24 protein-coding genes and 1 pseudogene are annotated in these 26,154 nt (G+C 64.1%); 12 read left to right on the top strand and 13 right to left on the bottom strand.

Going from position 1 to position 26,154, the window contains the following annotated elements; all coding sequences use genetic code 11:
* Nucleotides 1-34 precede the first annotated feature (34 nt).
* Together FJV80_RS23630 and FJV80_RS23625 are read right to left on the bottom strand one after the other, a co-directional pair.
* Nucleotides 35-1,165 (bottom strand): hypothetical protein, encoded by a 1,131-nt coding sequence (locus tag FJV80_RS23630; protein WP_142877545.1) that lies wholly within the window; start codon nt 1,163-1,165, stop codon nt 35-37.
* 6 nt (nt 1,166-1,171) lie between these two features.
* Entirely contained in the window at nt 1,172-1,606 is a 435-nt protein-coding gene (locus FJV80_RS23625; protein WP_142877544.1) for a DUF4383 domain-containing protein, read from the bottom strand.
* Between the two features lie 713 nt (nt 1,607-2,319).
* Here FJV80_RS23625 and FJV80_RS23620 point away from each other — a divergent pair.
* The gene (locus FJV80_RS23620) at nt 2,320-3,258 is read left to right on the top strand and encodes a diacylglycerol kinase family protein (RefSeq protein ID WP_095789090.1); all 939 of its coding nucleotides are present in this window, start codon (nt 2,320-2,322) and stop codon (nt 3,256-3,258) included.
* A 93-nt stretch (nt 3,259-3,351) separates the two neighbouring features.
* On the opposite strand, the gene FJV80_RS23615 is transcribed toward FJV80_RS23620, so the two are convergent.
* From FJV80_RS23615 to FJV80_RS23605, 3 genes are read right to left on the bottom strand one after another with little or no spacing between them, the layout of a single operon-like run.
* Nucleotides 3,352-4,269: an NAD(P)-dependent oxidoreductase gene (locus FJV80_RS23615; protein WP_095773572.1), complete on the bottom strand. Its 918-nt coding sequence runs from the start codon at nt 4,267-4,269 to the stop codon at nt 3,352-3,354.
* Nucleotides 4,266-5,480, bottom strand: a complete 1,215-nt coding sequence (locus FJV80_RS23610) for a mandelate racemase/muconate lactonizing enzyme family protein (RefSeq protein WP_095789092.1) — start codon at nt 5,478-5,480, stop codon at nt 4,266-4,268. The genes FJV80_RS23615 and FJV80_RS23610 overlap by 4 nt, the downstream gene beginning before the upstream one ends.
* Complete coding sequence (locus FJV80_RS23605) at nt 5,477-7,093, bottom strand: GMC family oxidoreductase N-terminal domain-containing protein (protein WP_142877543.1); 1,617 nt, start codon at nt 7,091-7,093, stop codon at nt 5,477-5,479. Before FJV80_RS23605 ends, FJV80_RS23610 begins: the two co-directional genes overlap by 4 nt.
* A 206-nt stretch (nt 7,094-7,299) precedes the next feature.
* On the opposite strand from FJV80_RS23605, the gene FJV80_RS23600 reads away from it, so the two are divergent.
* From FJV80_RS23600 to FJV80_RS34645, 3 genes are all read left to right on the top strand, one after another.
* A complete protein-coding gene (locus tag FJV80_RS23600; RefSeq protein ID WP_095792827.1) occupies nt 7,300-8,241 on the top strand; it encodes a phosphoribosylaminoimidazolesuccinocarboxamide synthase in 942 nt (313 codons plus the stop codon).
* A gap of 105 nt (nt 8,242-8,346) precedes the next feature.
* Nucleotides 8,347-8,742, top strand: a complete 396-nt coding sequence (locus FJV80_RS23595) for an acyl-CoA thioesterase (protein ID WP_010911043.1) — start codon at nt 8,347-8,349, stop codon at nt 8,740-8,742.
* A 127-nt stretch (nt 8,743-8,869) separates the two neighbouring features.
* Nucleotides 8,870-9,034 carry a hypothetical protein gene (locus FJV80_RS34645; RefSeq protein ID WP_095773576.1) on the top strand — a complete coding sequence of 55 codons (165 nt, stop codon included), beginning with the start codon at nt 8,870-8,872 and terminating at the stop codon, nt 9,032-9,034.
* Between the two features lie 207 nt (nt 9,035-9,241).
* On the opposite strand, the gene FJV80_RS23590 is transcribed toward FJV80_RS34645, so the two are convergent.
* A complete protein-coding gene (locus FJV80_RS23590) occupies nt 9,242-9,610 on the bottom strand; it encodes a helix-turn-helix domain-containing protein (RefSeq protein ID WP_179295992.1) in 369 nt (122 codons plus the stop codon).
* A gap of 92 nt (nt 9,611-9,702) precedes the next feature.
* Here FJV80_RS23590 and FJV80_RS23585 point away from each other — a divergent pair, with 92 nt between their 5' ends.
* Complete coding sequence (locus tag FJV80_RS23585; RefSeq protein ID WP_095773578.1) at nt 9,703-10,308, top strand: NADPH-dependent FMN reductase; 606 nt, start codon at nt 9,703-9,705, stop codon at nt 10,306-10,308.
* A gap of 166 nt (nt 10,309-10,474) precedes the next feature.
* A pseudogene (locus FJV80_RS23580) lies at nt 10,475-11,068 on the top strand (LysR substrate-binding domain-containing protein); the annotation flags it as partial.
* A 32-nt stretch (nt 11,069-11,100) separates the two neighbouring features.
* Here FJV80_RS23580 and FJV80_RS23575 read toward each other — a convergent pair.
* Together FJV80_RS23575 and FJV80_RS23570 are read right to left on the bottom strand one after the other, a co-directional pair.
* Nucleotides 11,101-12,360: an RNA polymerase sigma factor gene (locus tag FJV80_RS23575; RefSeq protein ID WP_095792831.1), complete on the bottom strand. Its 1,260-nt coding sequence runs from the start codon at nt 12,358-12,360 to the stop codon at nt 11,101-11,103.
* Nucleotides 12,357-12,761, bottom strand: a complete 405-nt coding sequence (locus tag FJV80_RS23570; RefSeq protein WP_142877542.1) for a YciI family protein — start codon at nt 12,759-12,761, stop codon at nt 12,357-12,359. The genes FJV80_RS23575 and FJV80_RS23570 overlap by 4 nt, the downstream gene beginning before the upstream one ends.
* 237 nt (nt 12,762-12,998) lie before the next feature.
* On the opposite strand from FJV80_RS23570, the gene FJV80_RS23565 reads away from it, so the two are divergent.
* The 4 genes from FJV80_RS23565 (at nt 12,999) to FJV80_RS23550 (ending at nt 18,725) form a co-directional block, all read left to right on the top strand.
* Nucleotides 12,999-13,877 (top strand): DMT family transporter, encoded by an 879-nt coding sequence (locus tag FJV80_RS23565; RefSeq protein ID WP_246689035.1) that lies wholly within the window; start codon nt 12,999-13,001, stop codon nt 13,875-13,877.
* Between the two features lie 253 nt (nt 13,878-14,130).
* The gene (locus FJV80_RS23560; protein WP_142877540.1) at nt 14,131-15,624 is read left to right on the top strand and encodes a family 16 glycosylhydrolase; all 1,494 of its coding nucleotides are present in this window, start codon (nt 14,131-14,133) and stop codon (nt 15,622-15,624) included.
* 35 nt (nt 15,625-15,659) lie between these two features.
* The gene (locus tag FJV80_RS23555; RefSeq protein WP_142877539.1) at nt 15,660-17,399 is read left to right on the top strand and encodes a type I secretion system permease/ATPase; all 1,740 of its coding nucleotides are present in this window, start codon (nt 15,660-15,662) and stop codon (nt 17,397-17,399) included.
* A complete protein-coding gene (locus FJV80_RS23550) occupies nt 17,400-18,725 on the top strand; it encodes an HlyD family type I secretion periplasmic adaptor subunit (protein WP_246689034.1) in 1,326 nt (441 codons plus the stop codon).
* A gap of 42 nt (nt 18,726-18,767) precedes the next feature.
* Here FJV80_RS23550 and FJV80_RS23545 read toward each other — a convergent pair whose 3' ends face one another.
* Together FJV80_RS23545 and FJV80_RS23535 are read right to left on the bottom strand one after the other, a co-directional pair.
* On the bottom strand, nt 18,768-20,078 hold the full coding sequence (locus FJV80_RS23545; RefSeq protein WP_095789100.1) for a hemolysin family protein: 1,311 nt from the start codon (nt 20,076-20,078) through the stop codon (nt 18,768-18,770).
* 228 nt (nt 20,079-20,306) lie between these two features.
* Nucleotides 20,307-21,221: a LysR family transcriptional regulator gene (locus FJV80_RS23535; RefSeq protein ID WP_095789101.1), complete on the bottom strand. Its 915-nt coding sequence runs from the start codon at nt 21,219-21,221 to the stop codon at nt 20,307-20,309.
* A gap of 125 nt (nt 21,222-21,346) precedes the next feature.
* Between FJV80_RS23535 and FJV80_RS23530 the strand changes: the two genes are divergently transcribed.
* Nucleotides 21,347-22,369, top strand: a complete 1,023-nt coding sequence (locus tag FJV80_RS23530) for an NAD(P)-dependent alcohol dehydrogenase (RefSeq protein ID WP_142877537.1) — start codon at nt 21,347-21,349, stop codon at nt 22,367-22,369.
* Nucleotides 22,370-22,382: 13 nt separating this feature from the next.
* On the opposite strand, the gene FJV80_RS23525 is transcribed toward FJV80_RS23530, so the two are convergent.
* Nucleotides 22,383-23,090 (bottom strand): LssY C-terminal domain-containing protein, encoded by a 708-nt coding sequence (locus tag FJV80_RS23525; protein WP_142877536.1) that lies wholly within the window; start codon nt 23,088-23,090, stop codon nt 22,383-22,385.
* 100 nt (nt 23,091-23,190) lie between these two features.
* On the opposite strand from FJV80_RS23525, the gene FJV80_RS23520 reads away from it, so the two are divergent.
* Complete coding sequence (locus FJV80_RS23520; protein WP_095789103.1) at nt 23,191-23,901, top strand: gamma-glutamylcyclotransferase; 711 nt, start codon at nt 23,191-23,193, stop codon at nt 23,899-23,901.
* Between the two features lie 16 nt (nt 23,902-23,917).
* On the opposite strand, the gene FJV80_RS23515 is transcribed toward FJV80_RS23520, so the two are convergent.
* Both FJV80_RS23515 and FJV80_RS23510 read right to left on the bottom strand, forming a co-directional pair.
* Complete coding sequence (locus tag FJV80_RS23515; RefSeq protein ID WP_095789104.1) at nt 23,918-24,724, bottom strand: extensin family protein; 807 nt, start codon at nt 24,722-24,724, stop codon at nt 23,918-23,920.
* A 193-nt stretch (nt 24,725-24,917) separates the two neighbouring features.
* On the bottom strand, nt 24,918-25,955 hold the full coding sequence (locus FJV80_RS23510; RefSeq protein WP_185975254.1) for an extensin family protein: 1,038 nt from the start codon (nt 25,953-25,955) through the stop codon (nt 24,918-24,920).
* Nucleotides 25,956-26,154: the final 199 nt, after the last annotated feature.

Genomic DNA, 26,154 nt, shown 5'->3' with positions numbered 1-26,154 from the left:
CAGTCTGATCCTTGCCGGGCGTGGCCGAAAGGCCTCAATAATCGTAGACGTGTTCAAGCTTGGCGCCTGCTTTCATCAGCGACGGCAGCACCAGATGCAGCTTGCGCACGGCCACGACCATGCCGGTGCGGCGCGTCGAAGGATCCGCCGGCAGCGGATAGCTGAACAGGATGCGCATGCCTTCGGGAACAGCGATCGAGTCGGTCGACAGCATGGTGACCATGATCTCGTCATTGCCGCCGATCTCGACGAAGGAGACGCCCTTGTCGATCAGCCGCGGGATCATGTCGGTGAAGACCTGATAGCGCCTGGTGACGAAGACGGTGCCGTCGGCACCGTAGTCGCGCTCCAGCAATGTGTCCGGCTCGTTGCGGGTGGCTTCGCCGACCGGGCCCTTGGCCCAGACATGGACATCGAGGAAGGCCGGGTCGGAGGTCGCGGCAAGTGCCTTTTTGATCAGGTCGGCATAGCCCTGCTTGATGGTGTCGGCGAGGCCGAAGGCAAGCTTGCGTTCGCTGGTGCGGACGGAGCTGTCGCCTGGCGCCGGCTGCACGGCAAACAGGCCGGCGCGCTTTTCGGCATAAGCGAACTGGTACCACGGCACCTGGTCGAGGAAGGCGGCGTAGTCCGCCGCCACCTTGGCCTGGTAGATGTCGGCGGCGGTTCGCTTGGCCGATGTCGCCTCGGTGACGCGGCCGACCGTGTTCTCATAGGCCCATTGCAATATATGCTCAATTGAGTGGCTGGTGCCGATGATGACCAGCATCTGGTGGTTGGCATAGTTGAACTTGTAGGGGGAACTGGCGCGGATCACCGTCACATAATCCTGCCAGAAGCGGCCGACATAGGACCAGTAGGGAAAGCCGCTCGGGGGGTCCTTGGCGACGAAGCCGGCATATTCGCGCGCGGCGTAGACGATCGCCCATTCGGGGTAGGTGAGGAAGGTCGACTCCTCCGGCCGTTGGTAGCCGGGAATTTCGGCGCGGACCTTGTCGGCCAGCGCCTTGGGCGGCGCGCCATCGGCAATGCCGGGCAGCGGCGTCTTGTCGAGCGCCGGGGTGGTGAGGAAGCCATAGCTCAGCCCGACGACCGGGATGAGGATGATGATGACGATCAGCCAGAGGATCGTCTTGATGATGCGCTTCAGCCAGCGGAACAGCAACATGGCCGGTCAGGCCGTGGCGAAGTGGTCGTGTATGCGCTTCGACAGCCAGAAGCCGACATAGACGGCGAAGCCGCCAATGACGATGTGCGGCAGGTTGGCGAAGAAGCGGGTGGGGAACTCGATGTCGTTGAGGGAGCGGAAACCGTTGATGAAGATGCCGGCATCGAGGCAGCCGGAGCCGGTGATCAGCCCGAGCACGCCGTCGAACAGATAGACCGAGCCGAACAGCTTGAAATAGAACACCGCCTGGCGGTGCGAGATGAAGGCGGCGGCCAGCGCCCAGACGCCGGAGAAGGCGTGCAGCAGGTCGTCGTACCATTGCAATGAGAACAGGCCGAACAGATTGCCGTTGGCATCGTTGAACGCCGGTATGTAGCCGATGGCGACGACGGCGAAGAACAGGAAAGCATAGGCAACGGCCAGCTTCTGGATCAGCGTCATGAAGTATCCCCCTTCAATTGACGTCGAACGTTAGCTGATTTTGCCGCCGGTTGCAGCCCCAAGCGGAAACACCGTAAAAATTGTGCGGGATGGAAAAACGACAGTCGGCGCTGGGATTTCTCCCAGCGCCTCCCTGTCAGATCAGGACACGGTCGCGGCAGCAACTTCCGTAAAGTCGTCGCGCCATGCCGGCCTTGATTTTGACGGTCCTGCCAGCCACCACCCGAAGGCAGCGTCCGTTCCAGACCACGCTGGTCTTGGCCCTTGCGGGCTTTGCCCTGCGTGCCATCGAAGGTTTTTGCCGTCCTTCATGGCAGCATCGGTCCGCCGTCGGCGTTGGCACGCTTTCCGCGGCCCCGTAGGTCTCGGCTACCGTCCCTCGAAACAGGCAAGCCTGCTCTCGCTCCGGGCCGTACGGGCCTCAGGAAATCAGCCTTTCACTTCCGCCTTTCGGCTTGGCGATCGGTAGCCGCCTGAGATGGGTTCAACGTACGCCGGGTAAGTGTCCCGGGGAATGGCCCTGGGCCTGTGGATAGCGGGATTATCGGGGACCGTTTGGCGAGAGCTCGGGAACTTCGGTGCCCACTGCCTTAGACAGCCTGCCCCTCTTTTCGTCGTCGCAATCGACAGCGCCCCTTGCTCCGCCGGCGGGCGCGGGCTTCAATGCCGGCAAACGATCGGGCATGGATGTCCGGCGCCGGGGAGGGTGCGTCTTGAAAGTCGGGGTGGTTCTCAATCCGATAGCCGGTGGCGGCCGGCTGAAACGGCATTGGCCTGAAGTCTCCGCCTCGCTGAAAGAGCACTTTGGCGATTTCGAGCTGCGCGAGACGCAGGCCGAGGGCGACGCCGAACGGTTGGCCATCGACCTCGCCGCCACCGGCTTCGACCTGGTTATCGCCGCCGGTGGCGACGGCACCGCCAGCGAAGTGGCCGACGGGCTGCTGCAGGCATTCGAGGAGAGCGGCAAGACGACCGAGCTTGGCCTGCTGCCATGCGGCACCGGCATCGATTTCGCGCGCGGGCTTGGCCTGCCGAAGGCGGTGGACGCGACCTTGAAGCGGATAGCCGGGGCAGAGGGCCGCAAGGTCGATGCCGGCCGCATCTGCTACATCGATGACCATGGCGCGCTCGCCAGCCGCCATTTCATCAACATCGCCAGCCTCGGCCTGTCAGGCGCCACCGACCGCGCCGTCAATGCCGACAAGCGCAAGGGGAAGACGTCGGCCAAGGCGCTGTTCCTGTGGCGCACCGTGGTCGAGTTCATCCGCTACCGCTTCCAGCGTGTGCGGATCACCGTCGACGACGGCGCGCCGGTCGAGGCGCGCATGGCGCTGGTGGCGGTGGCCAACGGCAAATTCTTCGGCGGCGGCATGATGATCGCGCCGGACGCCGAGCTGACCGACGGGCAATTCGATATCGTCATCCTGCGCGCGGCTGGCAAGCTGAAGCTGATCTGGGACATCCGCCTGCTCTATGGCGGCCGGCACCGCAACCATCCGGCGATCACCATCCTGCGCGGCAAGAAAGTGGTTGTCGAACCGCTCGACGATGTGGAAAAGAATGGCGCGCTGGTCGACATAGACGGTGAGTCGCCCGGACGCATACCGGCGACCTTCGAGATCCTGCCTGGCGCGCTGACGCTCAGATATTGAATCAAGGCGTTGCCAGATTGATTCAGGTCTTTTCGAAACTGAATCCGGCTATCGATTCAAGCAGATGAAATTGCTTGGTTTTCCGGTCTCCGGTCAGATTCCCAGTTTGGCTGGAAAACCAGGCGCGCGCAGGTCGGTGCCGACGGCATCCTCCAGCAATTTGACGATCCGGGTCGACCAGGCGCTGCCGCCATAGGCCGCCTTACCCTGTTCGAAAATCGCGTTGACGCGGGATGCCAGCTCCAGCGGCACGCCGAAATCCTTGCCCATGCCCAACGCAAAGCCGAGGTCCTTCAGTGCCAGGTCCATGGTGAAGCCGATGTCGTAGGAGCCGTTGAGGACGAGCTGGCTTTCGGTCTCGTGGACGAAGCTGTTGCCGGAGGAGGCAACGATGGCGTGGTAGGATTGGGCGAGGTCGAGGCCACCCCTCTTGGCCAGCATCAACGCCTCGCCGGCGGCGACGAGATGGATGAAGGCCAGCATGTTGGTGATCACCTTGATCACCGCGGCCGAGCCGATCGGCCCCATCAGGAAGGAACGCGCGCACATCGCTTCGATGGCCGTGCGATGGCGTTCGTAAAGCGCGGCATCGCCGCCGACCAGGGCGGTGATTTTTCCGACCGCCGCCAGATGCACGCCGCCGGTGACCGGGCATTCCAAGGTGTCGACGCCCTTGGCCGAGGCGAGGGCGGCGAGGCGCACGATCTCGTCGCGGCCATTGGTCGACATCTCGATCCAGGTGCCGCCCGGGGCCAGGCCTTCGAGCAAGCCGCGGGGACCGGCAAGCACCGCTTCGCTGACCTTCGGCGAGGGCAGGCAGGTTATGGCATTGCCGGCCCGGGCCGCCGCCTCGGCAGGGCTGTCGGCAGTGGTGGCGCCGAGCGCCACCAGACGCTCGCCGGCAGCCGGGTCGCGGTCGAAGACGGTGACGGCAAAGCCGTTGCGGATCAGGCTGGCGGCAAGGTTGCCGCCGAGATGGCCGAGGCCGATGAAGGCGTAACTCTCGCTCACGGCATCAACGGGCTCTGCATCATCTGCAGATGCAGATCCTTGCCGGTGTAGGGATGCGCATCGCAGACCGCCTCGTCGAGCTCGACCCCCAACCCCGGTTCCTTCGAGGGGATGACGTTGCCGTCCTGCCACTCGATCTTCTTCTTCAGAAGCGTGGCGTGGAAGCCGTCCCACTGCTTCAGCGATTCCAGGATGAGGAAGTTGGGCAACGTCACCGCCAGCTGGATGTTGGCGGCGCCGACGATCGGCCCGCAATAGCAGTGCGGCGCGACCTGGATGTGGTAGGCCTCGGCCATCGCCGCGATCTTCTTGGTTTCGAGGATGCCGCCGGAGCGGCCGAGATCCGGCTGCAATATGGTTGCGGCGCGGTTTTCGATGACGCGGGCGAATTCGAATTTGGTCGTCAGCCGCTCGCCGGTGGCGATCGGGATCGAGGTGCCCCGGGCGACCTGCGCCATCACTTCGGGCATGTCGGGCGGCACCGGCTCCTCGAACCACAAGGGATCGTAGGGCTCGATGGCGCGTGCCATGCGCAGCGCCCCTGACGCGGTGAACTGGCCGTGCGTGCCGAAGAGGATGTCGGCGCGGTTGCCCACCGCCTCGCGGATTGCCTTGATCATGCGGGTGGAGACGTCGATGTCGATGAGGCGCGGCTGATGGCCGTCGAAGGCGGTATAGGGGCCGGCCGGGTCGAGCTTGACGGCATTGAAACCCTGCTCGACATATTCGAGCGCGCAAGCCGCCGCCATTTCGGGGTCGTTGTAGACGTTCCGGCCGTCCGGCGCATCCTCGGAATGGACGCTGCCGGTGTGCGGATAGAGGTAGGTGTAGGAGCGCAGCGTCTCATGTACCTGGCCTCCGAGCAATTTGTAGACCGGCTTGTTCGCCTCCTTGCCGATAATGTCCCAGCAGGCCATTTCGAGCGCCGAGAAACAGCCCATGCCGGAGACGTCAGGGCGCTGGGTGAAGCCGGAGGAATAGGCGCGGCGGAAGAAGTTCTCGATGTCGTGCGGATCGCGGCCGACGAGATAGCGCTCGGCCATGTCCTCGACCATTTTCGCCGTGACATGGGCGGAGAAGGTGGCGTTGTAGGCTTCGCCATAACCGACCACGCCGCCATCGGTGGTCAGCTTGACGAAGATGAAATACTTGCCGCCGATGCCGGGCGGCGGGTTGCCGACAACCCAGGTCTTGACGTCGGTGATCTTCATTTTTGGTCCTCCAGAACCAGTTCGGCGCCCTTCCACCCGGTCATGACCGAGGCGGCATTGGTGTTGCCGGTGATGTTGTCGGGAAAGATCGAGGCGTCGATGACGCGCAAGCCTTCGAGGCCGTGCACCTTGAGGCGCGGATCGACGACGGCGCGCGCGGAATCGGGACCCATGCGGCAGGTCGAGACCGGGTGATAGACGGTGCCGGAGCGTTTCCTGAAATCGGTGATCAGGTCTGCGTCCGACTGGATCGACGGGCCGGGCAGGACTTCCTCCTGGATGATTTCGGCCATGGCCGGCATCGAGGCGATCTTGCGCACGAACTTCACCGCCGCCAGCATCTCCTCGACATCGGCATTGGTCGAATAGGCATTGGCGGTGATCTTTGGATAGTCCAGCGGATTGCTGGAGCGGATCATGATCGCGCCCCGGCTCGACGGGCGGCAATTGGACAGGCCGATGGAGAAGCCCGGCCATGGATCCGGCGTCAGGATCGGCCGCTCACCGCTCTTCGGGATGACGGTCGAGAAGGCCTGGAAATAGAGCTGCATGTTGGGGCGCGAGAACGCCGGGTCGGTGCGGAAGAAACCGCCGCCATGGTTCATCGACAGCGACAGCGGTCCCGAGCGCGTCAGTATGTACTGCATGCCGACCAGCAGCTTGCCCCACCAGGGACGCAGGATCTGGTTGAGCGTCGGCACCTTGCCCTTGAACGTGTAGTTGATGCCGACATGGTCCTGCAGATTGGCGCCGACATTCTCGTTGGCGTGGACGATCGGGATGCCCAGCCCATTTAGCAAAGCCGCAGGGCCGATGCCGGAGAGTTGCATGAGTTGCGGCGAGTTGATCGAGCCGGCGGACAGGATCACTTCACGGCCGGCGCGCGCCGTCTTCGGCTGACCGTTCTGCAGATATTCGATGCCGATTGCGCGCTTGCCTTCGAACAGGATGCGCGTGGCCAAAGCGTTGGTCTCGACGCGGACATTGCCGCGCTTCATCGCGGGGCGCAGGAAGGCGCGCGCCGCGGACATACGGCGGCCGTTCTTGGTCGAGATCTGGTAGGTGCCGACGCCTTCCTGGGCGGCACCGTTGAAATCGGGATTGAGCGGCAGGCCGGCCTGCTGGCCGGCGGCGAGATAGCGCTTTGTCAGCGGGTGGACGGCGTTGGCCGTGTCGCTGATGTGCAGGGGACCACCGGTGCCGCGCCATCTGTCGGCGCCGGCCTCATTGTCCTCGAGCGCCTTGAAGATCGGCAACAGTTCGTCATAGCCCCAGCCGGGATTGCCGGCGGCGCGCCAGTCGTCGAAATCCTCGCGCGCGCCCCGGATCCAGACCATGGCGTTGATCGAGCTCGATCCGCCGAGCAGCTTGCCGCGCGGCCAGTGGTCGACATTGCCGCCGAGACCGGGATCGGCTTCGGTCTTGTAGTTCCAGTTGACCGCGGGATCGAAGAAGGTCTTGCCGTAGCCGAGCGGCATCTGCACGTAGAAGCGCCGGTCGGTGCCGCCGGCCTCCAGCACCAGCACTGAAAAACGCCCCGAGGCGGACAGTCTGTCGGCGAGCACCGAGCCGGCCGAGCCGGAGCCGACGATGATGAAGTCAAAAGTCTGCATGATTGAAACAGGCGGCTCCGGAAATCTGGCCGCAGCCTAGACGCGACGGCTTCGCCGCGTCGCCGGGCCTTCCGGCATGCGTTGTGAAAAATGCGACCGCGATGTCAGGTCGAGTTGCGGGGAATACCGACAATCGCGCTTGATAAGCATGGGGTCGACAGCTTATGCGAGGGCACCAGCCAAATCTGCGGAAGGCAGGACATCATATGCGGACCTTGTCGGATGCCTTCATTCCCGAGTTGCCGGGCCACTACAAGGGTAAGGTTCGCGAAAATTACGATCTGGCGGACGGACGACGCATCATCATCGCCACCGACCGTCTCAGCGCCTTCGACATCATCCTGACCTCGATCCCGTTCAAGGGCGAGATCCTCACCCAGACGGCGCGCTACTGGTTCGAGGAAACCGCCGATATCTGCCCGAACCATGTTCTCGAATATCCCGACCCTAATGTCGTCGTCGGCACAAGGCTCGACATCCTGCCGGTCGAGATCGTCGTGCGCGGCTATCTCGCCGGCACCACCAGCACCTCGATCCTGACCCGTTACCGTCGCGGCGAACGGGAGATGTACGGGATGCGCCTGCCGGACGGGCTGCGCGACAATGAGAAGCTGGCCGAGCCTGTCATCACGCCGACGAGCAAGGCGGCGGATGGCGGCCATGACGAGCCGCTGTCGAGGGCGGAGATCCTCGGACAGGGACTGCTCACGCAGGCACAATGGGACACCGTCTCGGATTACGCCTTGAAGCTGTTCGCCCGCGGCCAGGCGCGCGCCGCCGAGCGCGGCCTGATCCTTGCCGACACGAAATACGAATTCGGCACCGACAAGAACGGCACGATCATCCTGGCCGACGAAATCCATACGCCCGACAGCAGCCGGTACTGGATCGCGGCGAGCTATGAACAGGCGCTTACAAGCGGCACGCGGCCGGACAGTTTCGACAAGGATTTCATCCGCTCCTGGGTGGCGGCGCGCTGCGATCCCTACAAGGACCCGATCCCCCGGATTCCCGACGAGATCGTCGAACAGGCCTCGCGCATCTATGCCCAGGCCTACGAGGCGATCACGGGCAAGGCATTCGTTCCCGACCTTTCCGGGGACACGGTTCTCGATCGCATCCGTTCGAACCTGGCGCGCTTCTTCTAGCAGCCAGGCGAAGCATTGCCCGGGGCGCGTTGACGCGTCCGCGCGATGACGCTACGGGATCGAGGGCAGTCGATCTCAAGCCATCGACCTTGAGGGATTTCTCGCATGGTGCATTACGCGGACGGACGGCCGATCGGAGACCTCACGTTGCGCACGCTGGCCATGCCTTCGGACGCCAATGCGGCCGGCGACATCTTTGGCGGCTGGGTGATGGCGCAGATGGACCTTGCCTGCGGCATCCGCGCCGCCGAGCGCGCCAGGGGCCGCGTGGTGACGGCGGCGGTCAAGGAGATGTCCTTCGCCAAGCCGATGAAGATCGGCGACACGCTGTGCATCTACACCCATGTCGAACGCGTCGGCCGCACCTCGATGACGCTCAAGGTCGAAGCCTGGGCGCAGCGCTATCTCTCCGATTTGATGGAAAAGGTCACCCACGCCGATTTCGTCATGGTGGCTTTGGACGGCGAGGGCAAGCCGAAGGCCGTTCCGGCCGAGGGTTGACCAGCCCGTTCTCGCGCCCCGTTTTCCCAGCGCAGGGCAATTGTAACATCGTCCGTGCGGGCGATGCGTTTGCCGACATCCATTGGTTGCCTTGACGCCCGACTGTGCCAGCGTTGGGGGAGAGACAATGCGTCAACACATACTGAACAGCTGGCTCGTGGCAGCGCTTGTCGCCTTGGTCTGCCTGCTCGGCGTAACCGCCTATGCCGAAGTCAAAAACGACCTTCGGCCCATCGCCTGCACGCATGGCGACAAGGGTGACCGCAAGCCTGCCGCGACATGCGCGCCCTGAGCACGGCGCCTGGCGATGGCCTGGCGCCGAGAAGTTGAATGGTCCGCCTATGGTCCGCGGTTGTCGTCGTCAAAGTAGCATGTGTGCCGGTCTGCCACCGGCGCCATAGGACAAAGTTGCGAGCCCGCGTCTAGAGAACCACGACTTCCCCGCTGCCAGGCAATTTCACCTGATGCGAAGCTCCGGATCCGTTGCCGCGCAAGGGTTTCAGCCATGCACGCCGTCGAATTTTTCGCGTGCCTCCCGCACACGCTGCGTGTTCCTGCGCGCCCATTCGCCAAGCGCGCTGACCGGGATCAGCAATTCATGGCCGAGTTCGGTCAGCTCGTAGTCGACGCGCGGCGGTATGGTCGGGAATACGGTGCGGGTGACGAAGCCGTCGCGCTCCAGTCCGCGCAAGGTGGTGGTCAGCATCTTCTGCGAGATGCCGCCGACAGCGGTGCGCAACTCGTTGAAACGCAACGGTCCTTGGCCGAGCTTGCCGACCACCAGAACGGTCCATTTGTCGCCGACGCGCTGCAGGATTTCCGAAACGGCGCGGCAATCTTCGGTGTTAAGCGGGTTCCTCAGTAACAAAAAGGTGCCTCCTTGCGCATCGAGTTGACAGTATCTCATATAGCGCCGGTATCCAAATGATACCAGCTTATTACTGGAATGGAGAGCCCCCCATGTCAAAGCCGAAAATCGCCATCATCGTCGGTTCGACGCGCGCCGCGCGCTTCGCCGATGTGCCCACTCAATGGATCGCCAAGATCGCCAAGTCGCATGCCGATATCGATGTCGAGGTCGTCGACCTCAGGGACTTCCCGCTGCCCTTCTTCGACGAAGTCGCCTCTTCCGCCTGGGTGCCGTCGACCAACGAGGTGGCGCAGCGCTGGCAGAAGAAGGTCGCCGAATTTGACGGCTTCATCTTCACCGCCGCCGAATACAATCACGGCCCGACGGCCGTGCTGAAGAACGCCATCGACTACGCCGCCAACGAATGGAACAAGAAGCCGGCCGGCTTCCTCGGCTATGGCAGCGTCGGCGGCGCCCGCGCCGTCGAGCAGCTCCGTCTCCATGCCGTCGAACTGCAGATGGCGCCGGTCAAGTCGGCCGTTCATATCGCCTGGGGCGACTTCCTCGCCGTGCGCCAGGGCGAGAAGAAGCTCGAAGACCTCGAGCATCTGAACCAGGCGGCCACCGCGCTGGTCAACGACGTCGCCTGGTGGGCAAAGGCGCTGAAGAAGGCGCGCGATGCCGACGTGGTCGACGAGGAAATCAAGGCGGCCTGACCGCCGGTCAAATTATCCTCCCAAGGGATATGGGGCGGCGCTTGCGCCGCCCTTTTCATATGGATCGCATGTCAGAGGTGATCAATTTGCATGACATGCGGCGCTGCCTCTCATCCGCCTGCCGGCACCTTCTCGTATAGTGACGGGAGAAGGGAAGCGGCCTCATCGCATCACGCTGTCGGATCATGCGCTGCAGACGACGGTCTGGCCAAAGCTGCGACCTCTCCTGCTCGATTATTCGGACGCGTCGAACTCTACAGCGATAACGGCATGAGAAACATCGTGGAGGAGCGGTTCGATGCCGGCGTGCGGCTCGGTGAAAGCATCGACAGGGACATGATCGCCGTCCGCATCGGCCCGGCTGGTGGCAGTGGCGTCGCCGGACCACTTTCGGCGTCGTCCGGCTCCGAAGACGCCGCAGGATCTCGTCGGGCATGACTGCATCAATATGCGCCAGGCCACGTTTGGCGGGCTATATGCTTGGGAGTTCGCAAAAGAGGGCCGCGATCTGCGTGTCCGGGTGGAAGGCCAACTCACCTTCAACACGTCCATCGCCATGATCGATGCCGCGATGAGCGGCTACGGCATCGCCTACGTGCCGGAAGATCTGGTCAGCCACCATCTCTTGGAGGGGCGGCTGGAACTCGCGCTGGACGACTGGAGCCCGCCGTTCCCTGGCTATCCTCTCTATTATCCAAGCAGGCGGCAGGTGTCTCCGGCGATGGCTGTTGTCGTCGATGTACTGCGGTATCGAAACTGAGACCGAACCAAGGCGCCGCTGGCGTGAAGACGTCAGGAGCGGCCGCCCGAGGGTGAACCCGCGCGGGCGAGCAGCAGCGCGCGCTCCCTCTCATTGCCGGTCAATTCGGCGGCCTGGCGGAACGCGGCGCGGGCTTCCGCCCGATGTCCCAGTTTCTCCAGAAGATCGCCGCGCACCGTGGGCAGGAGATGCGAGCCCTTCAGGCGCGGCTCGTCCTTCAAGGCCTCGACGATGGCGAGGCCCTGCGCCGGTCCGAACGCCATGCCGACGGCCACCGCCCGGTTGATCTCGACGATGGGCGAGGGGGCCGCCAAGGCAAGGGCCTGATAATAGGCGGCGATCGCGATCCAGTCGGTGTCGGCGGCGGTTGCCGCGCGGCTATGGCAGGCGGCGATCATCGCCTGCAACTGATAGGGGCCCGGTGTCGATGTCAGGGTCATCGCCCGGTTCAGGCCGTCGAGGCCGCGCCGGATGAGCGACCAGTTCCAGCGCGTGCGGTCTTGGTCGAGCAGTAGGATCGGCTCACCCGCTTTGCCGGTGCGGGCAGGAAAGCGCGAGGCGTTGAGTTCCATCAGCGACACCAGCCCCTGCACCTCGGGCTCATCAGGCATCAGCGCCGCCAGCGAACGGCCAAGGCGCAGCGCCTCGCCACAGAGATCGGCGCGCAGCCAGTCCGATCCAGCGGTCGCCACATAGCCTTCGTTGAAGATGAGATAGACCACCTCCAGCACAGCGGCGAGGCGTTCGCGCCGCTCTTGCCCGCGCGGGGTCTCGAACGCGATGGCGGCATCGCGAAGCGCCCGCTTGGCTCGCACGATGCGCTGGGCGGCGGTGGCTTCGGGCACCAGGAAGGCGCGGGCGATCTCGGCCGTCGACAACCCGCCCAGCAGGCGCAGGGCGAGGGCCGCGCGCTGCTCGACCGGCAAGATGGGATGGCAAGCGGTGAAGATCAGCCGCAAAAGGTCATCGTCGATATCCTCGTCCAGCGCGGCCTCGATGTCGGGCATCTCGCGCTCCAGCTCGGCGAGGTCGATGGCGAGTTCGCGGTGCTTGCCGTCGATCATGGTGGTGCGGCGCAGCCGGTCGAGCGCCCGGTTCCTGCCGACCTCGGTCAACCAGGCGGCCGGGTTGCGCGGGATGCCGTCCCGCGGCCAGCGCTCCAGCGCCAGCAGGAAGGCATCGCCGGCGACCTCTTCGGCGAGCCCGACATCCCTGAGACAGCGGACGAGCCTGGCGGTGAGCTTCGGCTGCTCGATCCGCCAGACCGCTTCGATGGTAGTTGTGGCCGTCAACCCATCAGCTCGCCAAAACCTTCCGCCACCTTCTGCACGTCCTCGGGGAAATCGCTCATCTCAAAGACGCGGCGAACCTCGATCACGTCATTTTGCCCTGCGGGGCAGCGGCGGGCCCATTCGATGGCTTCTTCACGCGAGCGTACGTCGATGACCCAATAGCCGCCCAGCACTTCCTTGACCTCCGCGAACGGCCCGTCGGTGACGACGGGCTTGCCGCCCTTGAAGCTGACCCGCGCGCCCGATGACGGCGGATGCAGCCCGTCGAGCGCCAGCAACACGCCGGCCTTCTTGAGCTCCTCATTGTATTTCATCATTCCCTCCACCCCCTTGGCGTCGGGCCTGACGTCGGGCGCTGCCTCGGCGTAGCCGCCGGGGATCATCAGCATCATGAACCGCATGGTCTTCTCCTTGGTTGGGTTGGTTCGATGATACGACGAACAACGGGTGGCGGAATCGACAGGTGCCGCAAAAAAAGTTCGAATCGCGATTGCCCCCGGACCGACAGCGTTGGACCGCCACATGGGCGAGGCTGCCATCTGGCCCTGTCCTTTTGCCCTGATATGTCAGCTTGCATCCGTCATCCTCGAGAGAAAGCCCGCGTGAAATCATCCAGCCTGGCCGGCGCCGTTTCCCCTATGGTCCCGGTGCTCGTCTGCGCATTCGGTATCTTCCTTCTGTCCGGCATGGATGCGGCGATGAAGGTGCTGGTCATCGCGGTCGGTGTCTACAACACGGTGCTGTGGCGCAGCATGCTGGCGACATTGGTCGCGGGGGCGGGCTGGCTGGCGGGGCCGCGCTCGCTTCCGGTTGCCTCGGTGCTGAGGCTGCATGCGCTGCGCGCGGTGGTTGTCGGCATTGTCCTGCTGTCATTCTTCTGGGGGCTTGCAAGGCTGCCGCTGGCGGAGGCGGTCGGGCTTAGTTTCGTGGCGCCGCTGTTCGCGCTCCTGCTGGCCGCGCTGCTTTTGGGCGAAAGGATACAGCGCAAGGCCATCTGGGCCTCGCTCGCCGGTATTGCGGGTGTCGCAGTCATAGTGGCGGGCCAGTTCGGGCAGAAGACCTATGCCGGCGATGCGCTGCTCGGCACCGCTGCGGTGCTGGTCTCGACGGTGTTCTATGCCTACAATCTGATCCTCGCGCGGCGACAGGCGATGCTGGCCAAGCCAATCGAGATCATGCTGTTCCAGAACCTTTGTGTCGCGGTCATGCTTGGTCTTGCCGCGCCCTGGCTCGCTATCGCCTTGCCCAGCAATCTTTGGCTTCCGCTTGCCGGGGTGACGGCACTGTCGCTCGCCGGCCAGTTCCTGATGAGCTGGGGCTATGCGCGGGCCGAAGCGCAATATCTGATCTCGACCGAATATTCGGCCTTCATCTGGGCGATCGCGCTCGGCTGGTTCTTCTTCGACGAGGCGGTGACCTGGACGACGCTGGCGGGAGCCGGCCTCATCGTGGCCAGCTGCCTGATCGCCGCGCGCTCCAACCCCAGACTTGCCGAGCCGATCGAAGTCGCGGTTTGAGGGAAGCGCGCAAGTAGATCGGTGCCTATTGTAAAATTTTATTAAATATTTCGTCGGGCGAATTACTGCCTGTACACCATTCGTCGGGTTGTTGTGCTTCCAGTCCCGGAAAACGTCACTCAATGGTCGATGTAATGGTGAACTATGTGGCAAGTTCCTGGAACGGTATCGTGCATGGCAACGTTGGTCCGGATGCGGCCGCCTGGAATCGAACGATCCGAGCAGGCCAGGCATCACGAGGAGGATTTGTCCTATGAGCTTCTTCGTCAACGCCCTAGGCGTTCCGCTTCCCTACAGCGGCGCTTCCAGCCATTGGTACTCGGCGGCAGGGTCCGGGCCGGACTTGTACGGCAGCTCCGGAAACGACTCATTCTACGGAGCATCCGGTGTCAACGTCACCATGCACGGAGGCACGGGCGATGACATCTATTACCTCTATGCGGCGGGCAACAAGGTGGCGGAGGCCCCTGGGGCAGGCATCGACACGATCAGCACATGGATGAGCTATAAGCTCCCCGACAACGTCGAGAATCTCGTCGTCACAAACGCCAACAACTATGCTTTCGGAAATGGGTTGGACAACATCATCACCGCCAAGGCCGGGCACCAGACTCTGGACGGCGGCGCGGGAAACGATGTGCTGATCGATGGCGGCGGCGGTTACGACACGTTCATCGTCTCGAAAGGCAACGGCAGCGACCTGATAGCGAATTTTGCCGCCACCGACACGGTCCGCCTTAATGGCTATGGGTTCATGTCGTTCGACGCCATCCATTCAAACATGATCCAGGCGGGATCGAACGTGCTGCTGAACCTCGGGTCCGGCGAGATCCTCGAGTTCAAGGACACGACCATCGACAAGCTGCAGCCCAGCCAGTTCGAATTGCCGATCGACAAATCCGGGATGCAGCTCTCCTTCAGCGACGATTTCAACACGCTGAACCTTCACAATAGCCAGGGCGGCACGTGGGATTCCAACTTCTGGTGGGGAGCACCGAACGGCAGCACGTTGAGCAGCAACAACGAACTGCAATGGTATATCGACGCCAACTACGCACCGACGAGCTCCGTCCATCCGTTCAGCGTGAACAACGGCGTGCTCACAATCACCGCGGCGCAGGCGCCGGCGGACATCAAGCCGCTGATCAACAACTACGAATACACCTCAGGCATACTGACCACCCACGATTCCTTCGCGCAGACCTATGGCTATTTCGAAATACGGGCCGACCTGCCCGAGAATGCCGGTGCCTGGCCGGCCTTCTGGCTGCTTCCGGAAGACGGTTCGTGGCCGCCGGAACTCGATGTCGTGGAGACGATCGGCCAGGCCCCGAACTCATTGATCATGACGGCGCACTCGAATGAAACGGGGACGCATACCAAGGTCACGTCGATAGTGAGTGTCTCGAACCCCGCTGGCTTCCACACCTATGGCCTGCTCTGGACGCCGGACAAGCTCGTCTGGACCTATGACGGCGTGCAGGTCGCGGAAACGGCGACGCCGTCCGACATGAACAAGCCCATGTACATGCTGGTCGATCTCGCGGTCGGCGGCTTGGCCGGCACCCCTCCTGATCATCTGGCCACGCCGGCCGAGATGAAGATCGACTACGTCCGCGCCTATACGCTGGACAGTGCGCCGGCAAACGCCCTGAACATCACCAGCAGCAGCATCGGCACGCACAGTGTCGCAACGCACGGCAACAGCACGCTCCACGGCGGTTCCGAGTTCGGGGGCCACGCGTAGGGTCTCGGGAACATGCAGCGTCGGGGAATGTGGAAATGACTGGACCGTCTGGCCTGCGTCCGGTCTTCATGCGCGCCATCGCCGATGTCGGCGTCTTCTCGCTGTTGATCAACGTCCTGCTGTTGGTGATTCCGCTCTACCTGCTGCAGGTCTATGACCGCGTGCTGCCGTCCTCCAGCGTCGAGACGCTTGTGTATCTTTCGGCCATCGCGGTTCTCACGCTCGCTTTCCTCGGGCTTCTGGACGCGATCCGCGCCGTGTACACGCAGCGCGTTGCGGCGACCGTCGACCAGAAACTGGGCGCCAGCACATTCGCTGTTTCGCTTGGCGCGAAACATGCGGGCGGCCTGTCGCCGCTGCGCGACCTCGCCTCGGTCTGCGCCTTCATCAGGTCGCGCGGCGTGGCGGTGTTGTTCGACCTGCCTTTCGCCCCTGTCTTCCTCGCCTTGCTCTATCTCATCCATCCGGTGCTGTTCTGGGTGACGGTCGCCGGCGCGGCGCTTCTGCTTTTGCTGGTCGTGGCCAACCAGCTTGCCATCGGCAGGAACGACGCCTTGTCCGCGGAGCGTTCGGCCTTGGCCAGCCAGGCGGAACAGGCATTTGCCCGCAATGCCGAAACGCTGCGCGCCATGGGCATGGTGGAGAACGCCGCGCAGATCTGGGGACGGCACGTGGCGGCAGCGCTCACCCTGCATGACCGTTCCTCGAGTGCCAATGCGGTCTTCAGCGGTGCCTCGCGGGCGCTGCGCATGATGCTGCAACTGGCGATCCTGGGCGCCGGCGCATGGCTGGTGCTCAAGGGACAGATGACGGCGGGCATGATCTTCGCTTCCTCGCTGGTGTCGTCGCGCGCGCTGCAGCCGCTCGACCAGTTGATCGGCGCCTGGCGGCAGATCGCCGACGCCCGGCGGGCGTGGAAGCGGCTGGAGACGGCGCTTGCGGCGCGTCCAGCTGAAGCGCGCAAACTCATCCTGCCCGATCCGGCAGGCGCGATTTCCGTGCAGGACGTTTTCTTCATGGCGCCGAATGCGCAGCCCGGCACCGAACCCATCCTCAAGCGGCTGAACTTTCAAATCGGTGCCGGCGAAGCGTTGGCCATCGTCGGCCCGAGCGGCGCCGGCAAATCGACGCTGGCGCGGTTGCTTGTGAGCGCTGCGCGGCCGACCGGCGGTGCGGTCAGGATCGACGGCGCCGACCTCAGGACCTGGGACGAAAACCAGCTCGGAAAGCATGTCGGCTACCTCGCGCAGGAGGTCGAGCTCTTTCCAGGATCGATCGCGCAAAACGTCGCCCGCTTCGACCCCGATGCAGATGACGCCGCGATCATCGAGGCAGCAAGGCGGGCCGAGGCGCATGAGCTGATCCTGGCGCAGCGGGACGGCTACCAGACATTGATAGGTCCTTCGGACAGAACGCTGTCGGGCGGCGAACGCCAGAGGATCGGGCTGGCACGCGCCTTCTACGGCAATCCCAGAATTCTCGTCCTGGACGAGCCCAGCACCCATCTCGACGGCACCGGCGAAGCGGCGCTCGAGGCGGTACTCGCCGCCGCGAAGGCGGCCGGCGTCACGATGGTCGTGATCACGCATCGCCCTTCGATTGCCGCGTCTTGCGACCGTGTGATGCTTCTGCGTGGTGGCGCGATCGAAGCCTTCGGCCCAAGCAGCGAGGTGCTGCGGCATTCGGGCAAGGGCCTTCCCGCGCAGCCGAATACGGTGGTGACAGGATCATTCGCCACGACGATCCGCACGCATAACATCCGTTTTGGATCCTAGATGATGGCCGCGCAGATCCTCGCCTGGGAGGAAGGCAACCCGCGTACCAACATAAGGCGCGTCGCATTCGCCGGATATGCGGCAACGGCGCTATTGGTGGGTTGCTTCGGCTATTGGGCTGTCAGCGCGCCCTTGTCCGGAGCGGTGATCACGCAAGGCACGATCTCGGCGACCGGCGGAAACATCCTGATCCAGCATCCCGACGGCGGCATCATCGAGGCGTTGCTGGTCCATGACGGCGATCGCGTGCAACAGGCCCAGGATCTGATCGTGCTGGATCCGACAGCCGCGCAGGCCGAGCTCAACCGGCTGACGAGACAGTCGATCGCGCTCAGGGCGGGTGCGGCGCGGCTGGAGGCGGAACGCGACGGGTTGGACAGGCTCGCGCCAATCACCAAACCGGCGCCGACATCGCTCCAGGCCGATTTCGAAGCCCTGATTCGAGAACAGCAAAAGGAATTCGATGCCAGACTCGCCCGGTTCCGATCGGAACAATCGATCCTCGCCCAACGCGTAGCCATGCATCGGCAGTCCGTGGTGGGATTGCAGTCCCAGAAAGAGGCCGTTCGGCAACAAGCCGAAATCGTGAAGAAGGAACTCGGCATCAAGACAAGCCTGCTGGACAAGGGCCTCACCAATCGCACCGAATATTCGCAGCTTTTGCGCAGCGAGGCCGATCTCGTCGGGCAGGCCGGGGCGCTGCAAGCCAATCTGGCGGCGGTCAACACCCAGATCGTCGAGGCCCAGGAGCAGATCGAGCGGCTGACCACGCAACGCGTGGAAGAGGCGCTGACGAAGCTGGACGAGGTTCGCTCCAACCTGGCCGACATCGAGGAACAGATCAGGGCGGCCGAGGCGGTGCTGCGGCGGACGAGGATCAAGGCACCGGCCGCGGGCATCGTGGTGTCCTCGACCTACAATGCCAAGGGCAGTGTGATTGCCCGCGGTGAGAAGATCATGGAGATCCTGCCTACCGCACCGGGCCTGATTGTCGATGCAAGGCTGCGGCCGAAGGACGTCGATCAGGTCCGTGTCGGCCAACCGGCGAAACTGCGATTGTCCGCCTTGAACATGCGGCTCACCCCCGAGGTTTCAGCCACCGTGGCACAGATTTCCGCGGACCGGCTCGTCGACGAGGCTACGCATGAGCCCTATTTCCGGGTCAAACTCAGGATTGCCGCCGACCTGCCGCCCGGCGTGAAGCCCGAGCAGCTTTATCCCGGAACGCCGGTCGAGGCGTTCATCAACACTGGCGACCGGACTTTCTTCGAGTATCTGGCACGGCCGATGCTCGATTCCTTCGCTCGCGCGTTCACGGAGCGGTAGCTGTCGCCGGCGGCGCAATCCACCGGGCCGACATTCAGACAATCACCGCACCGCCTCGCGGTGGGTGCCGGACAGGCGGGTGGCGATCAGCTTGTCGATGCGGCGGCCGTCGAGGTCGACCACCTCGAAGCGCCAGCCTTGCGCGTCGACGCATTCGCCGGTCGCCGGCAGATGGTGCATGTGCGACAGCACATAGCCGGCGACGGTTTCGTAGTCGCGGTTTTCGGGCAGGTCGAAGCCCAGAATCTCGGCCATCTCGTCGGCCTGCATATAGCCGGCGAGCAGCCATGAGCCGTCCTCGCGCTTGACGGCGTTTTCCTCGTCGCCGGCATCGAGGTCCGCCCGGAACACGCCGGTGATGGCTTCGAGAATATCGGCCGGCGTGACGATGCCTTCGAAATGGCCGTATTCGTCATGCACCAGCGCCATCGGCACGTCGGATTCCTTGAGCTTGTGCAGCACGTCGAGCGCGTCGGCCTGGTCGTAGACGATGGGGGCGGCGCGCACATGCTTGCGCGGGTCGAGCGTGCGGCCGGCAAGGATCGCCGCCAGCACGTCACGGGTCTGGACGACGCCAACCATGACATCGACGCCGCCGTCACCCGCCGGCAGGCGTGAATGCTGCGTTTCCATGAGGAGCTTGCGGATCGTCGTGTCGTCGGACTGCAGGTTAATCCAGTCGACCTCGGTGCGCGGCGTCATCACAGCGCGCACGGCGCGGTCGCCGAGCCGCATGACGCCGGCGATCATGCGCCGCTCGTCGGATTCGATGGTGCCGTGATGCTCGGCCTCGGCGACCAGCATCTTGATCTCCTCGTCGGTGACCTTCTCCTCGCTTTCGCCACGCTGGCCGAGCAGCCACAATATGGCGCGGCCGGAAATGTCGAGCAGGAACACCAGCGGCGCCGAGATGGTGGCGAGGATGGTCATGGCCGGCGCCGCGCGGGCGGCAACGCGCTCGGGGTCGCGCAGCGCGATCTGCTTGGGCACCAGTTCGCCGACGATCAGCGAGAAATAGGTGATGATGGCAACGACGATGCCGACGCCGAGCGGATCGGCGACGCTTTCGCGCATGCCCGCCGAGGCCAGGAACACGGACAGCCGGTCGCCCAGCGTAGCGCCGGAGAAGGCGCCGGAGAGCACACCGACCAGCGTGATGCCGATCTGCACCGAGGACAGGAACTTGCCGGGATTAGAGCCAAGATCCAGCGCCCGGCCGGCGCCGTTGACGCCACGGTCGATCATCGCCTTGAGCCGTGCCGGGCGCGATGAAACGATGGCGAGTTCGGACATTGCCAGAAGGCCGTTCACGCAGATGAGGACGACCACGATGGCGATTTCGACGTATAGCATGAGGGCTCAATAGCATTGCGGCGGGCCGCTCGAAAATAGTGAAAGCGCGTCACGCGCAAATGGATGACACGCGGCCCGCTTTCAGTCTTTGTGTTGATGCATGTCGTTATCCCAAAACCGAAGCCACTTTTGGGCGACATGCATTGTGTTGAAGCATGTCGTCATACCAAAGCCGGGACCACTTTTGGGTGACATACATGAGGTATCTTGGAATATGACGCGTGTCTTTCAGGCCTTGTCCCAAGGCGGCGCCGAAAGATGTTCGACGAGGGCGTCGACGACAACCCGCACCTTTGGCGTGAGCGCGCGCGTCACTGGCCAGACGGCGTGCACGACGACGTTTTCCACCGCACAATCCGACAGGACCATTTCGAGGTCGCCCTGCCTGAGGCTGTCGGCCGCCAGCCAGGTCGGCAGGAAAGCGATGCCGCAGCCGGCAAGGGCGGCGTCGAGCATCGGTTCGCCATGGCCGAGGACAAGCCTCGCCTTGGGGGCGAAGGTCGTCTGGCGGCCGTCGCCATGTCTGATCAGCCGGGGGCGGACGACGCCGTCGCGGCCGTAGCCGATGACGCTGTGATGGGCGAGATCCTCGACCGATCGCGGCCTGCCGTGCTCGTCGAGATAGGCGGGAGCGGCGCAGATGGCCGAACGCTGGGCATAGATGCGTCTGGCCGCCAGCGACAGGCTGTCGTCCAGTTCTCCCATGCGGATGGCAAGGTCGATGCCTTCCTCGATCAGGTCGACGCGGCGGTCGTTGAAGGAGATCTCGACCGTGAGTTCGGGGAATTTCCTGGAAATCTCGAACAGGACGGGTGCGACGCAGCGCCGACCAAAGGCGAGCGGAACATCGACACGCAGCCGGCCGGAAGGGATCTGCCGGCGCGCGGCGAGCAGCGACTGCGCCGCCTCGATCTCGGCCAGCGCCCTGATGCAGGCCTCATAGTAGCTCACGCCTTCGCTGGTCGGCCTGAGACTGCGCGTGGTGCGGTTGAGCAGGCGAACGCCGAGGCGCTGCTCCAACTGGGCGACCGACTTGCCGATCGCCGACTTCGTCACATGCAGCCGCTCGCCGGCGCCGGTGAAGCTGCCGGCCTCCACGGCCTGGACGAATGCGATGATGCCTTGCAGGTCGGTCGTTTCCATGATGATTCCAATTGGCGAATATTGATCCTCAATCAGTCGTCAGATATGCCGCATTGGAGCTCTATTTTCCATAGCCGAAGAGCATAAATGTCTCGCGTGGCCATCAATCACGGAGCGCGAGCAAGATGAGCACCCAAATCAACCGATCCTGGCAGATGAGCGGTTTCGGCCTGTCCAGGCTGAGCCAGGTGACGGGCAGGATGCCGCAACCCGGGCCGCACGGGCTTCTGGTGCGCACGAAAGCCGTGTCGCTGAATTACAAGGACAGGCTGATCGTGGACGGGACGCTGATCCCCGACCTTACCTTTCCCTTCGTGCCGACCTCGGATGCGGTGGGCGAGATCGTCGCTGTCGGCAGCGCGGCCAGTCGCTTCCAGGTCGGGCAGCGCGTGCTTGGCCAGGTCATCGCCGACTGGCCGGATGGCGATGCGCCGCCGATGCTGCACAAGCATACGCTGGGGTCCTCGCTGCCGGGCGTGCTTTCCGACCATGTTATCTTCGGCGAAGACGCCGCCGTGCTGGCGCCGCCATCGCTCAGCGATATCGAGGCGGCGACGCTGCCGATCGCCGCCTTGACCGCCTGGTTTGCGATGGCCGAGGCGACAAGGCCGGTGGCGGGCCAGACCATCCTCATCCAGGGCACTGGCGGCGTGTCGCTGTTTGCCTTGCAGTTCGCCAAGGCGTTCGGCCTGCGCGCCATCGTCACCTCGAGCAGCGACGAGAAACTCGAGCGTGCAAGAAAGCTCGGCGCCTGGCAGGTGATCAACTATCGCACCCGGCCGGCATGGGACGAGGCGGCGCGTGAACTGACCTGTGGGTTGGGCGTGAACCATATTCTGGAAATGGTCGGCGGCGACAATGCGCGGCGATCGCTGAACGCGCTGGCGTCTGGCGGCCGCCTGTCGATCATTGGTCTCCTAGGCGCGATGGAGCTCAATTTCCCGATCGTGCCCTTCATGCGCAACCGCATTGTCGTGCAGGGCCTGTCGATTGGCCATCGCCGGTCCTTCGAGCGGATGAACCAGGCGATCGAGGCGCTCGGCATCAGGCCGGTCATCGACAAGGTCTTTGGCTTCGACGAGACGCCCCAGGCCTTGCAGCATCTCGAGAAGGGGCCGTTCGGCAAGATCGTGATCCGCACGGGCTGACCTCGCCGTCCGGTCACTGCGGCCGCTTCAGCACGCCGATGATTGCCTTGCCGTCGGTGAAATAGGGGTCGCCGCCGCCATTGCGGCCAGTCCTGGTGGCGCCGATGCCCGCCATGTCGCTGGTCGATGCCAGCAGACCGGCCGCCTTGAGGTCGCCGATCAGGAAGTCGCGTTCGGCGTCGATGTCGGGACCGATGTGATGGGTGATGGCACCGGTGTCGTGGCTGAGGCCGACGCCGCGATCGAAGCTGGCGGCACCCAGCCAGAGCGGACGGCCGTCGTCGCCGACCGTATCGGTCTCCCAGAAACGCACGTGATGGCGCTGGTCGGCGCTGTCGCCGACCGGCTTTTCGAAAGCGAGATCCTGGGCGCGGCCCTCGAACAGCAGGCGGCTCATCGGCGCATCGGGATAGGGGCGGGAAAACAACACACTTTCGCCGATGTCGATCGCCGTTCTCAAAGTGATCGCGTCGGCTGTATCCCAACCGGCAATGGCGAAGGCGTGGACCACCTCCCTGCCGGTGCCGACAAGGCCGACATTGATCGGGTCGCCTGGAATGCCTTGCGGCGTGTGCGTCACCATTTCGAAGCGGTGGTCGCGGAAGCCGCGCTCGCGGAACGTCCAGAATTCCGGCGCGGCGACATAGGCGAGAACGACCCAGGCGCCTAGCAAGGACGCCAGCCAGATTGTCGCGCGTCGCCGAAGGCTTCGTTGGCTCATGAAAGAGGCTCGATTCGTGCCGTATCTGTTGCCCGACGGTCCCTGGAAATCAATGGTCAGCCGGTCTATCGTCGGCCATCGTTTTTGCGCGGGGGCGAGAATGAAGGGGAAACCGGCAGGCCGCGGACCAATGGCGTTGACCGCCGACCTTGTCGCGAGGGTCGAACGCATCGAACCGGATCCCGGCCCCGAGCCTGGGACAGCCGAGCATAGCGACGCGGAGTTCGACGGCCTTGTCGAGCAACTCCTGTCGCAATACCGGCCTGAGGCGCTGTGGGTCTTTGCCTACGGCTCGCTGATCTGGAATCCTGAATTCGTTCCTGTCGAGCAGCGCCCAGCCACGGCGCCAGGATGGCACCGCTCATTCTGTCTGAAACTGACCCGCTGGCGTGGGACCCGCGAATTGCCAGCCCTGATGCTGGCTCTCGACCGCGGTGGCAGTTGCAACGGCATTGTTTACCGGCTGCCCGTGGAAGATCATTTCGGGCAACTCGGCCAGTTGATGCGCCGTGAGATCGATGCCAACCCGCCAACCAATGTGCCGCGCTGGATTAAGGTTCAGACGAGGGACGGTCCGCTACGCGCCCTGGCCTTCGTCGCCGCGCCGGATGGCAAGGCCTATGCAGGACGCCTGCCGCCGGAGCAGGTCGCCGATACGCTGGCGCGGGCTGCCGGACATTGGGGTTCGTCGGCGCAGTATCTCTTCCGGACCGTCAGCAAGCTGGAGGAAAGCGGTATCCACGACCGGAACCTCTGGCGCGTCCAGGATCTGGTGGCACGGCAAATCATCGCTTCCACCGCTGGCGCATGAGCCGCCTGATCATCTGTTACCGGCAGGCGCGATAGCCGTTCCTGCGGTTCTTGATGTCGAAATGGAAATGGTTGCGGTGGTCGTAATTGTAGCCGGGTCCCAGCACGGTGGTGAAATACTGGCAGCCATCGGCGCGTACATTGTTGAGGAAGCCGCGCGTGCGGAAGGCGAACAGGCCGGGCTTGCGCACGTCGATGTCGTCGCCATTGTTGAGTTCGATGCTCATCACGTCGAGCGCATTGCCCTTGCCGTGCTCGGACAAAACACCTTCGCCGGCGATGTTGCGGCAGGAGTAGCTCGAGCCCTGGTGGATGGTCTTGACGCCGGAGAAGTAGCGCCAGCGGGCGGAGGGAACGAGTTCGTTCTTCGTCCAGGCGGCAAAGGTGGCGGCCATGTCGCAGGTCAGCGTCGCTGCGGGCTTCATCTCGACACTGCCGATGGCCGTGACCTTTACGGGATAGTCGATGCCGCACTGGCCTTCATGGATCGGCGCCAGGTCGGTATAGGCGACATCGAGGCGCTTCAGCTGCTGGCGGCAATCGACTTCGCTGGCCGGTATCTGCTCGACCGGCGACATCGGCTCATCCATGCGTGGATAGGCGGCCTGCGTCATGTAGGGATTGGAGGGGACAAGCCGCTGCATGCCGGTATATTGCGGCACGGCCGCGGTTTGCGCGCCGACATCGACCGCCGGCTGCAGCGACAGCACGCTGCCGGTGTTGCAGGCCGAAACCGCCGCGAGGGTAAGGCCGGCGGCCAGCAGCGTCGCGGGTTTCGATCGGCGCGCGGTGGCGAAAAACACGGCGCGAAATTTGCCGGCCATTGGCGGAATCCTGTCCCCGAACCTGATCCCGATCAGGTTCTACCTTTTGCCTGGCCATGATCTTTTCCGAAAACCGGGTTCCACTTTTCGGGATCATGGCCGGATATCCGGCATTTTAACGATCAAGGGTAAAGGAAAACTCAGCGCCCGCGTTCACCCCTGCGGCGGAAATACGGCCGCGATCCCAGAGGGCCTACTGGCAGAACGTGCCGCCATGCCTGCGCGGTTCGAGATCGAGGTGGAAGTGCAGCGCGTGGTCGGCGTCGGCGCCCGGTCCGAGCACGGTCTTGAATGGACCGCAGGCCGCCTTGCGCACGGCGTTGAGGAATTTGGCATCCTTCTCCGGCGGCGTTGGGCCGACCTCGACCTTCCTGCCGTCGGACAAGGTGAAGCTGGCGATGTCGAGCGCATTGCCGAAGGCGTGCTCGGACAGTTTCCCGGTGCCGTGGCGCGGACGGCAGACGAAGGCCGATGCCTGGCCGATCGATTTGAGGTCGGCGCCGAATTCGGCTTTCGCCGCCGGCTGGATGATTTCGGCGGCAAAGCGCGCCGCCGCTTCGGCCATCGGGCAGTTGAGCTCGGTGCCGGGGGCGATGGCGATCGACTTGCCAAGGCTCTTCAGCACCAGGGGGTAGGGGATGGAGCAGCCGATTTCGGGATTGCTTTCCGCATTGTGCTCCTCGAATTCGACGCCGAGCGCCTTCAGCCGTTCGCGGCAGGCGACTTCCTCAGCGGGCATCTTTTCGCCAGGCCGGTCGGCCGAGCGCGGGTCGGGAAGCATTTTCTCATCGCCGGCATCCACCGGTTTTGGCGGCGGCTGCGGGGCCATGGCAGGAGGCCCAACCTCTGGTTCCGTAGTGTCGGGTCTTTGTGTCGGGATCGGCACCTCGGCTGGCGGCTCCGGCTCGCTTTCCGTTTCGGTAGACGGCTCTCGGGACGAAGGTTCGGGGGCTGACGGCTCGGGATGTGCCTGCTTTGCCTGACGAGACTTTTCCTCATTGAGCTGGTTGGAGGCGTCCGGGGCCTTTGGACCTTCCGTCTTTTGCTCTTGCGCCGGTGCGGCGTCGGCCTTTGGAGCGTCCGCGGGACGCGGCTCCGGCACTGGAACCTCGGCGGGCGAGGTCTGCTGCTCCGGCGTTTCCTGTGGCGCCTGCTTGCCTCGCGCTCTCACGCGGTGCTTGACCCTCGGCCTTCGCGGCTGGTCCAGACGCTGCGTCGACGACTGATCCATCCGAGGGGATAGTGGCTGGTAATGCCTGTGACGATGTCTGGCGTCGGCCGGTGTCGCCAGCAGGACCGTAGCCGCCAGAAGCAGCGCCAAGGTGCAAAGTCGGGAAAAGCTCAGCGTTGCCATCGCTCCGAAACGGCGCCGGCATGCTGGAAGTTGCCTCGACGAACGCTTTGCGCCGATCACAATCGGTTACCACGGC

Source organism: Mesorhizobium sp. WSM4310, from assembly GCF_007003935.1.
In the GTDB taxonomy this organism is placed as follows: domain Bacteria; phylum Pseudomonadota; class Alphaproteobacteria; order Rhizobiales; family Rhizobiaceae; genus Mesorhizobium.
Note: the sequence above shows the minus strand (reverse complement) of the source record. Positions and strands in the feature narration are given on the sequence as shown.

Bases quoted from the DNA above. Each gene is read 5' to 3' on its own strand.
- FJV80_RS23520 (WP_095789103.1), top strand. From the start codon at position 23,191: ATGAAGGGGAAACCGGCAGGCCGCGGACCAATGGCGTTGACCGCCGAC.
- FJV80_RS23565 (WP_246689035.1), top strand. From the start codon at position 12,999: ATGGTCCCGGTGCTCGTCTGCGCATTCGGTATCTTCCTTCTGTCCGGC.
- FJV80_RS23510 (WP_185975254.1), bottom strand. From the start codon at position 25,955: ATGGATCAGTCGTCGACGCAGCGTCTGGACCAGCCGCGAAGGCCGAGG.
- FJV80_RS23515 (WP_095789104.1), bottom strand. From the start codon at position 24,724: ATGGCCGGCAAATTTCGCGCCGTGTTTTTCGCCACCGCGCGCCGATCG.
- FJV80_RS23545 (WP_095789100.1), bottom strand. From the start codon at position 20,078: ATGCTATACGTCGAAATCGCCATCGTGGTCGTCCTCATCTGCGTGAAC.
- FJV80_RS23605 (WP_142877543.1), bottom strand. From the start codon at position 7,093: ATGCAGACTTTTGACTTCATCATCGTCGGCTCCGGCTCGGCCGGCTCG.
- FJV80_RS23560 (WP_142877540.1), top strand. From the start codon at position 14,131: ATGAGCTTCTTCGTCAACGCCCTAGGCGTTCCGCTTCCCTACAGCGGC.
- FJV80_RS23585 (WP_095773578.1), top strand. From the start codon at position 9,703: ATGTCAAAGCCGAAAATCGCCATCATCGTCGGTTCGACGCGCGCCGCG.
- FJV80_RS23550 (WP_246689034.1), top strand. From the start codon at position 17,400: ATGATGGCCGCGCAGATCCTCGCCTGGGAGGAAGGCAACCCGCGTACC.
- FJV80_RS23600 (WP_095792827.1), top strand. From the start codon at position 7,300: ATGCGGACCTTGTCGGATGCCTTCATTCCCGAGTTGCCGGGCCACTAC.
- FJV80_RS23630 (WP_142877545.1), bottom strand. From the start codon at position 1,165: ATGTTGCTGTTCCGCTGGCTGAAGCGCATCATCAAGACGATCCTCTGG.
- FJV80_RS23555 (WP_142877539.1), top strand. From the start codon at position 15,660: ATGACTGGACCGTCTGGCCTGCGTCCGGTCTTCATGCGCGCCATCGCC.
- FJV80_RS23595 (WP_010911043.1), top strand. From the start codon at position 8,347: ATGGTGCATTACGCGGACGGACGGCCGATCGGAGACCTCACGTTGCGC.
- FJV80_RS23535 (WP_095789101.1), bottom strand. From the start codon at position 21,221: ATGGAAACGACCGACCTGCAAGGCATCATCGCATTCGTCCAGGCCGTG.
- FJV80_RS23530 (WP_142877537.1), top strand. From the start codon at position 21,347: ATGAGCACCCAAATCAACCGATCCTGGCAGATGAGCGGTTTCGGCCTG.
- FJV80_RS23525 (WP_142877536.1), bottom strand. From the start codon at position 23,090: ATGAGCCAACGAAGCCTTCGGCGACGCGCGACAATCTGGCTGGCGTCC.
- FJV80_RS23610 (WP_095789092.1), bottom strand. From the start codon at position 5,480: ATGAAGATCACCGACGTCAAGACCTGGGTTGTCGGCAACCCGCCGCCC.
- FJV80_RS23625 (WP_142877544.1), bottom strand. From the start codon at position 1,606: ATGACGCTGATCCAGAAGCTGGCCGTTGCCTATGCTTTCCTGTTCTTC.
- FJV80_RS23570 (WP_142877542.1), bottom strand. From the start codon at position 12,761: ATGCGGTTCATGATGCTGATGATCCCCGGCGGCTACGCCGAGGCAGCG.
- FJV80_RS34645 (WP_095773576.1), top strand. From the start codon at position 8,870: ATGCGTCAACACATACTGAACAGCTGGCTCGTGGCAGCGCTTGTCGCC.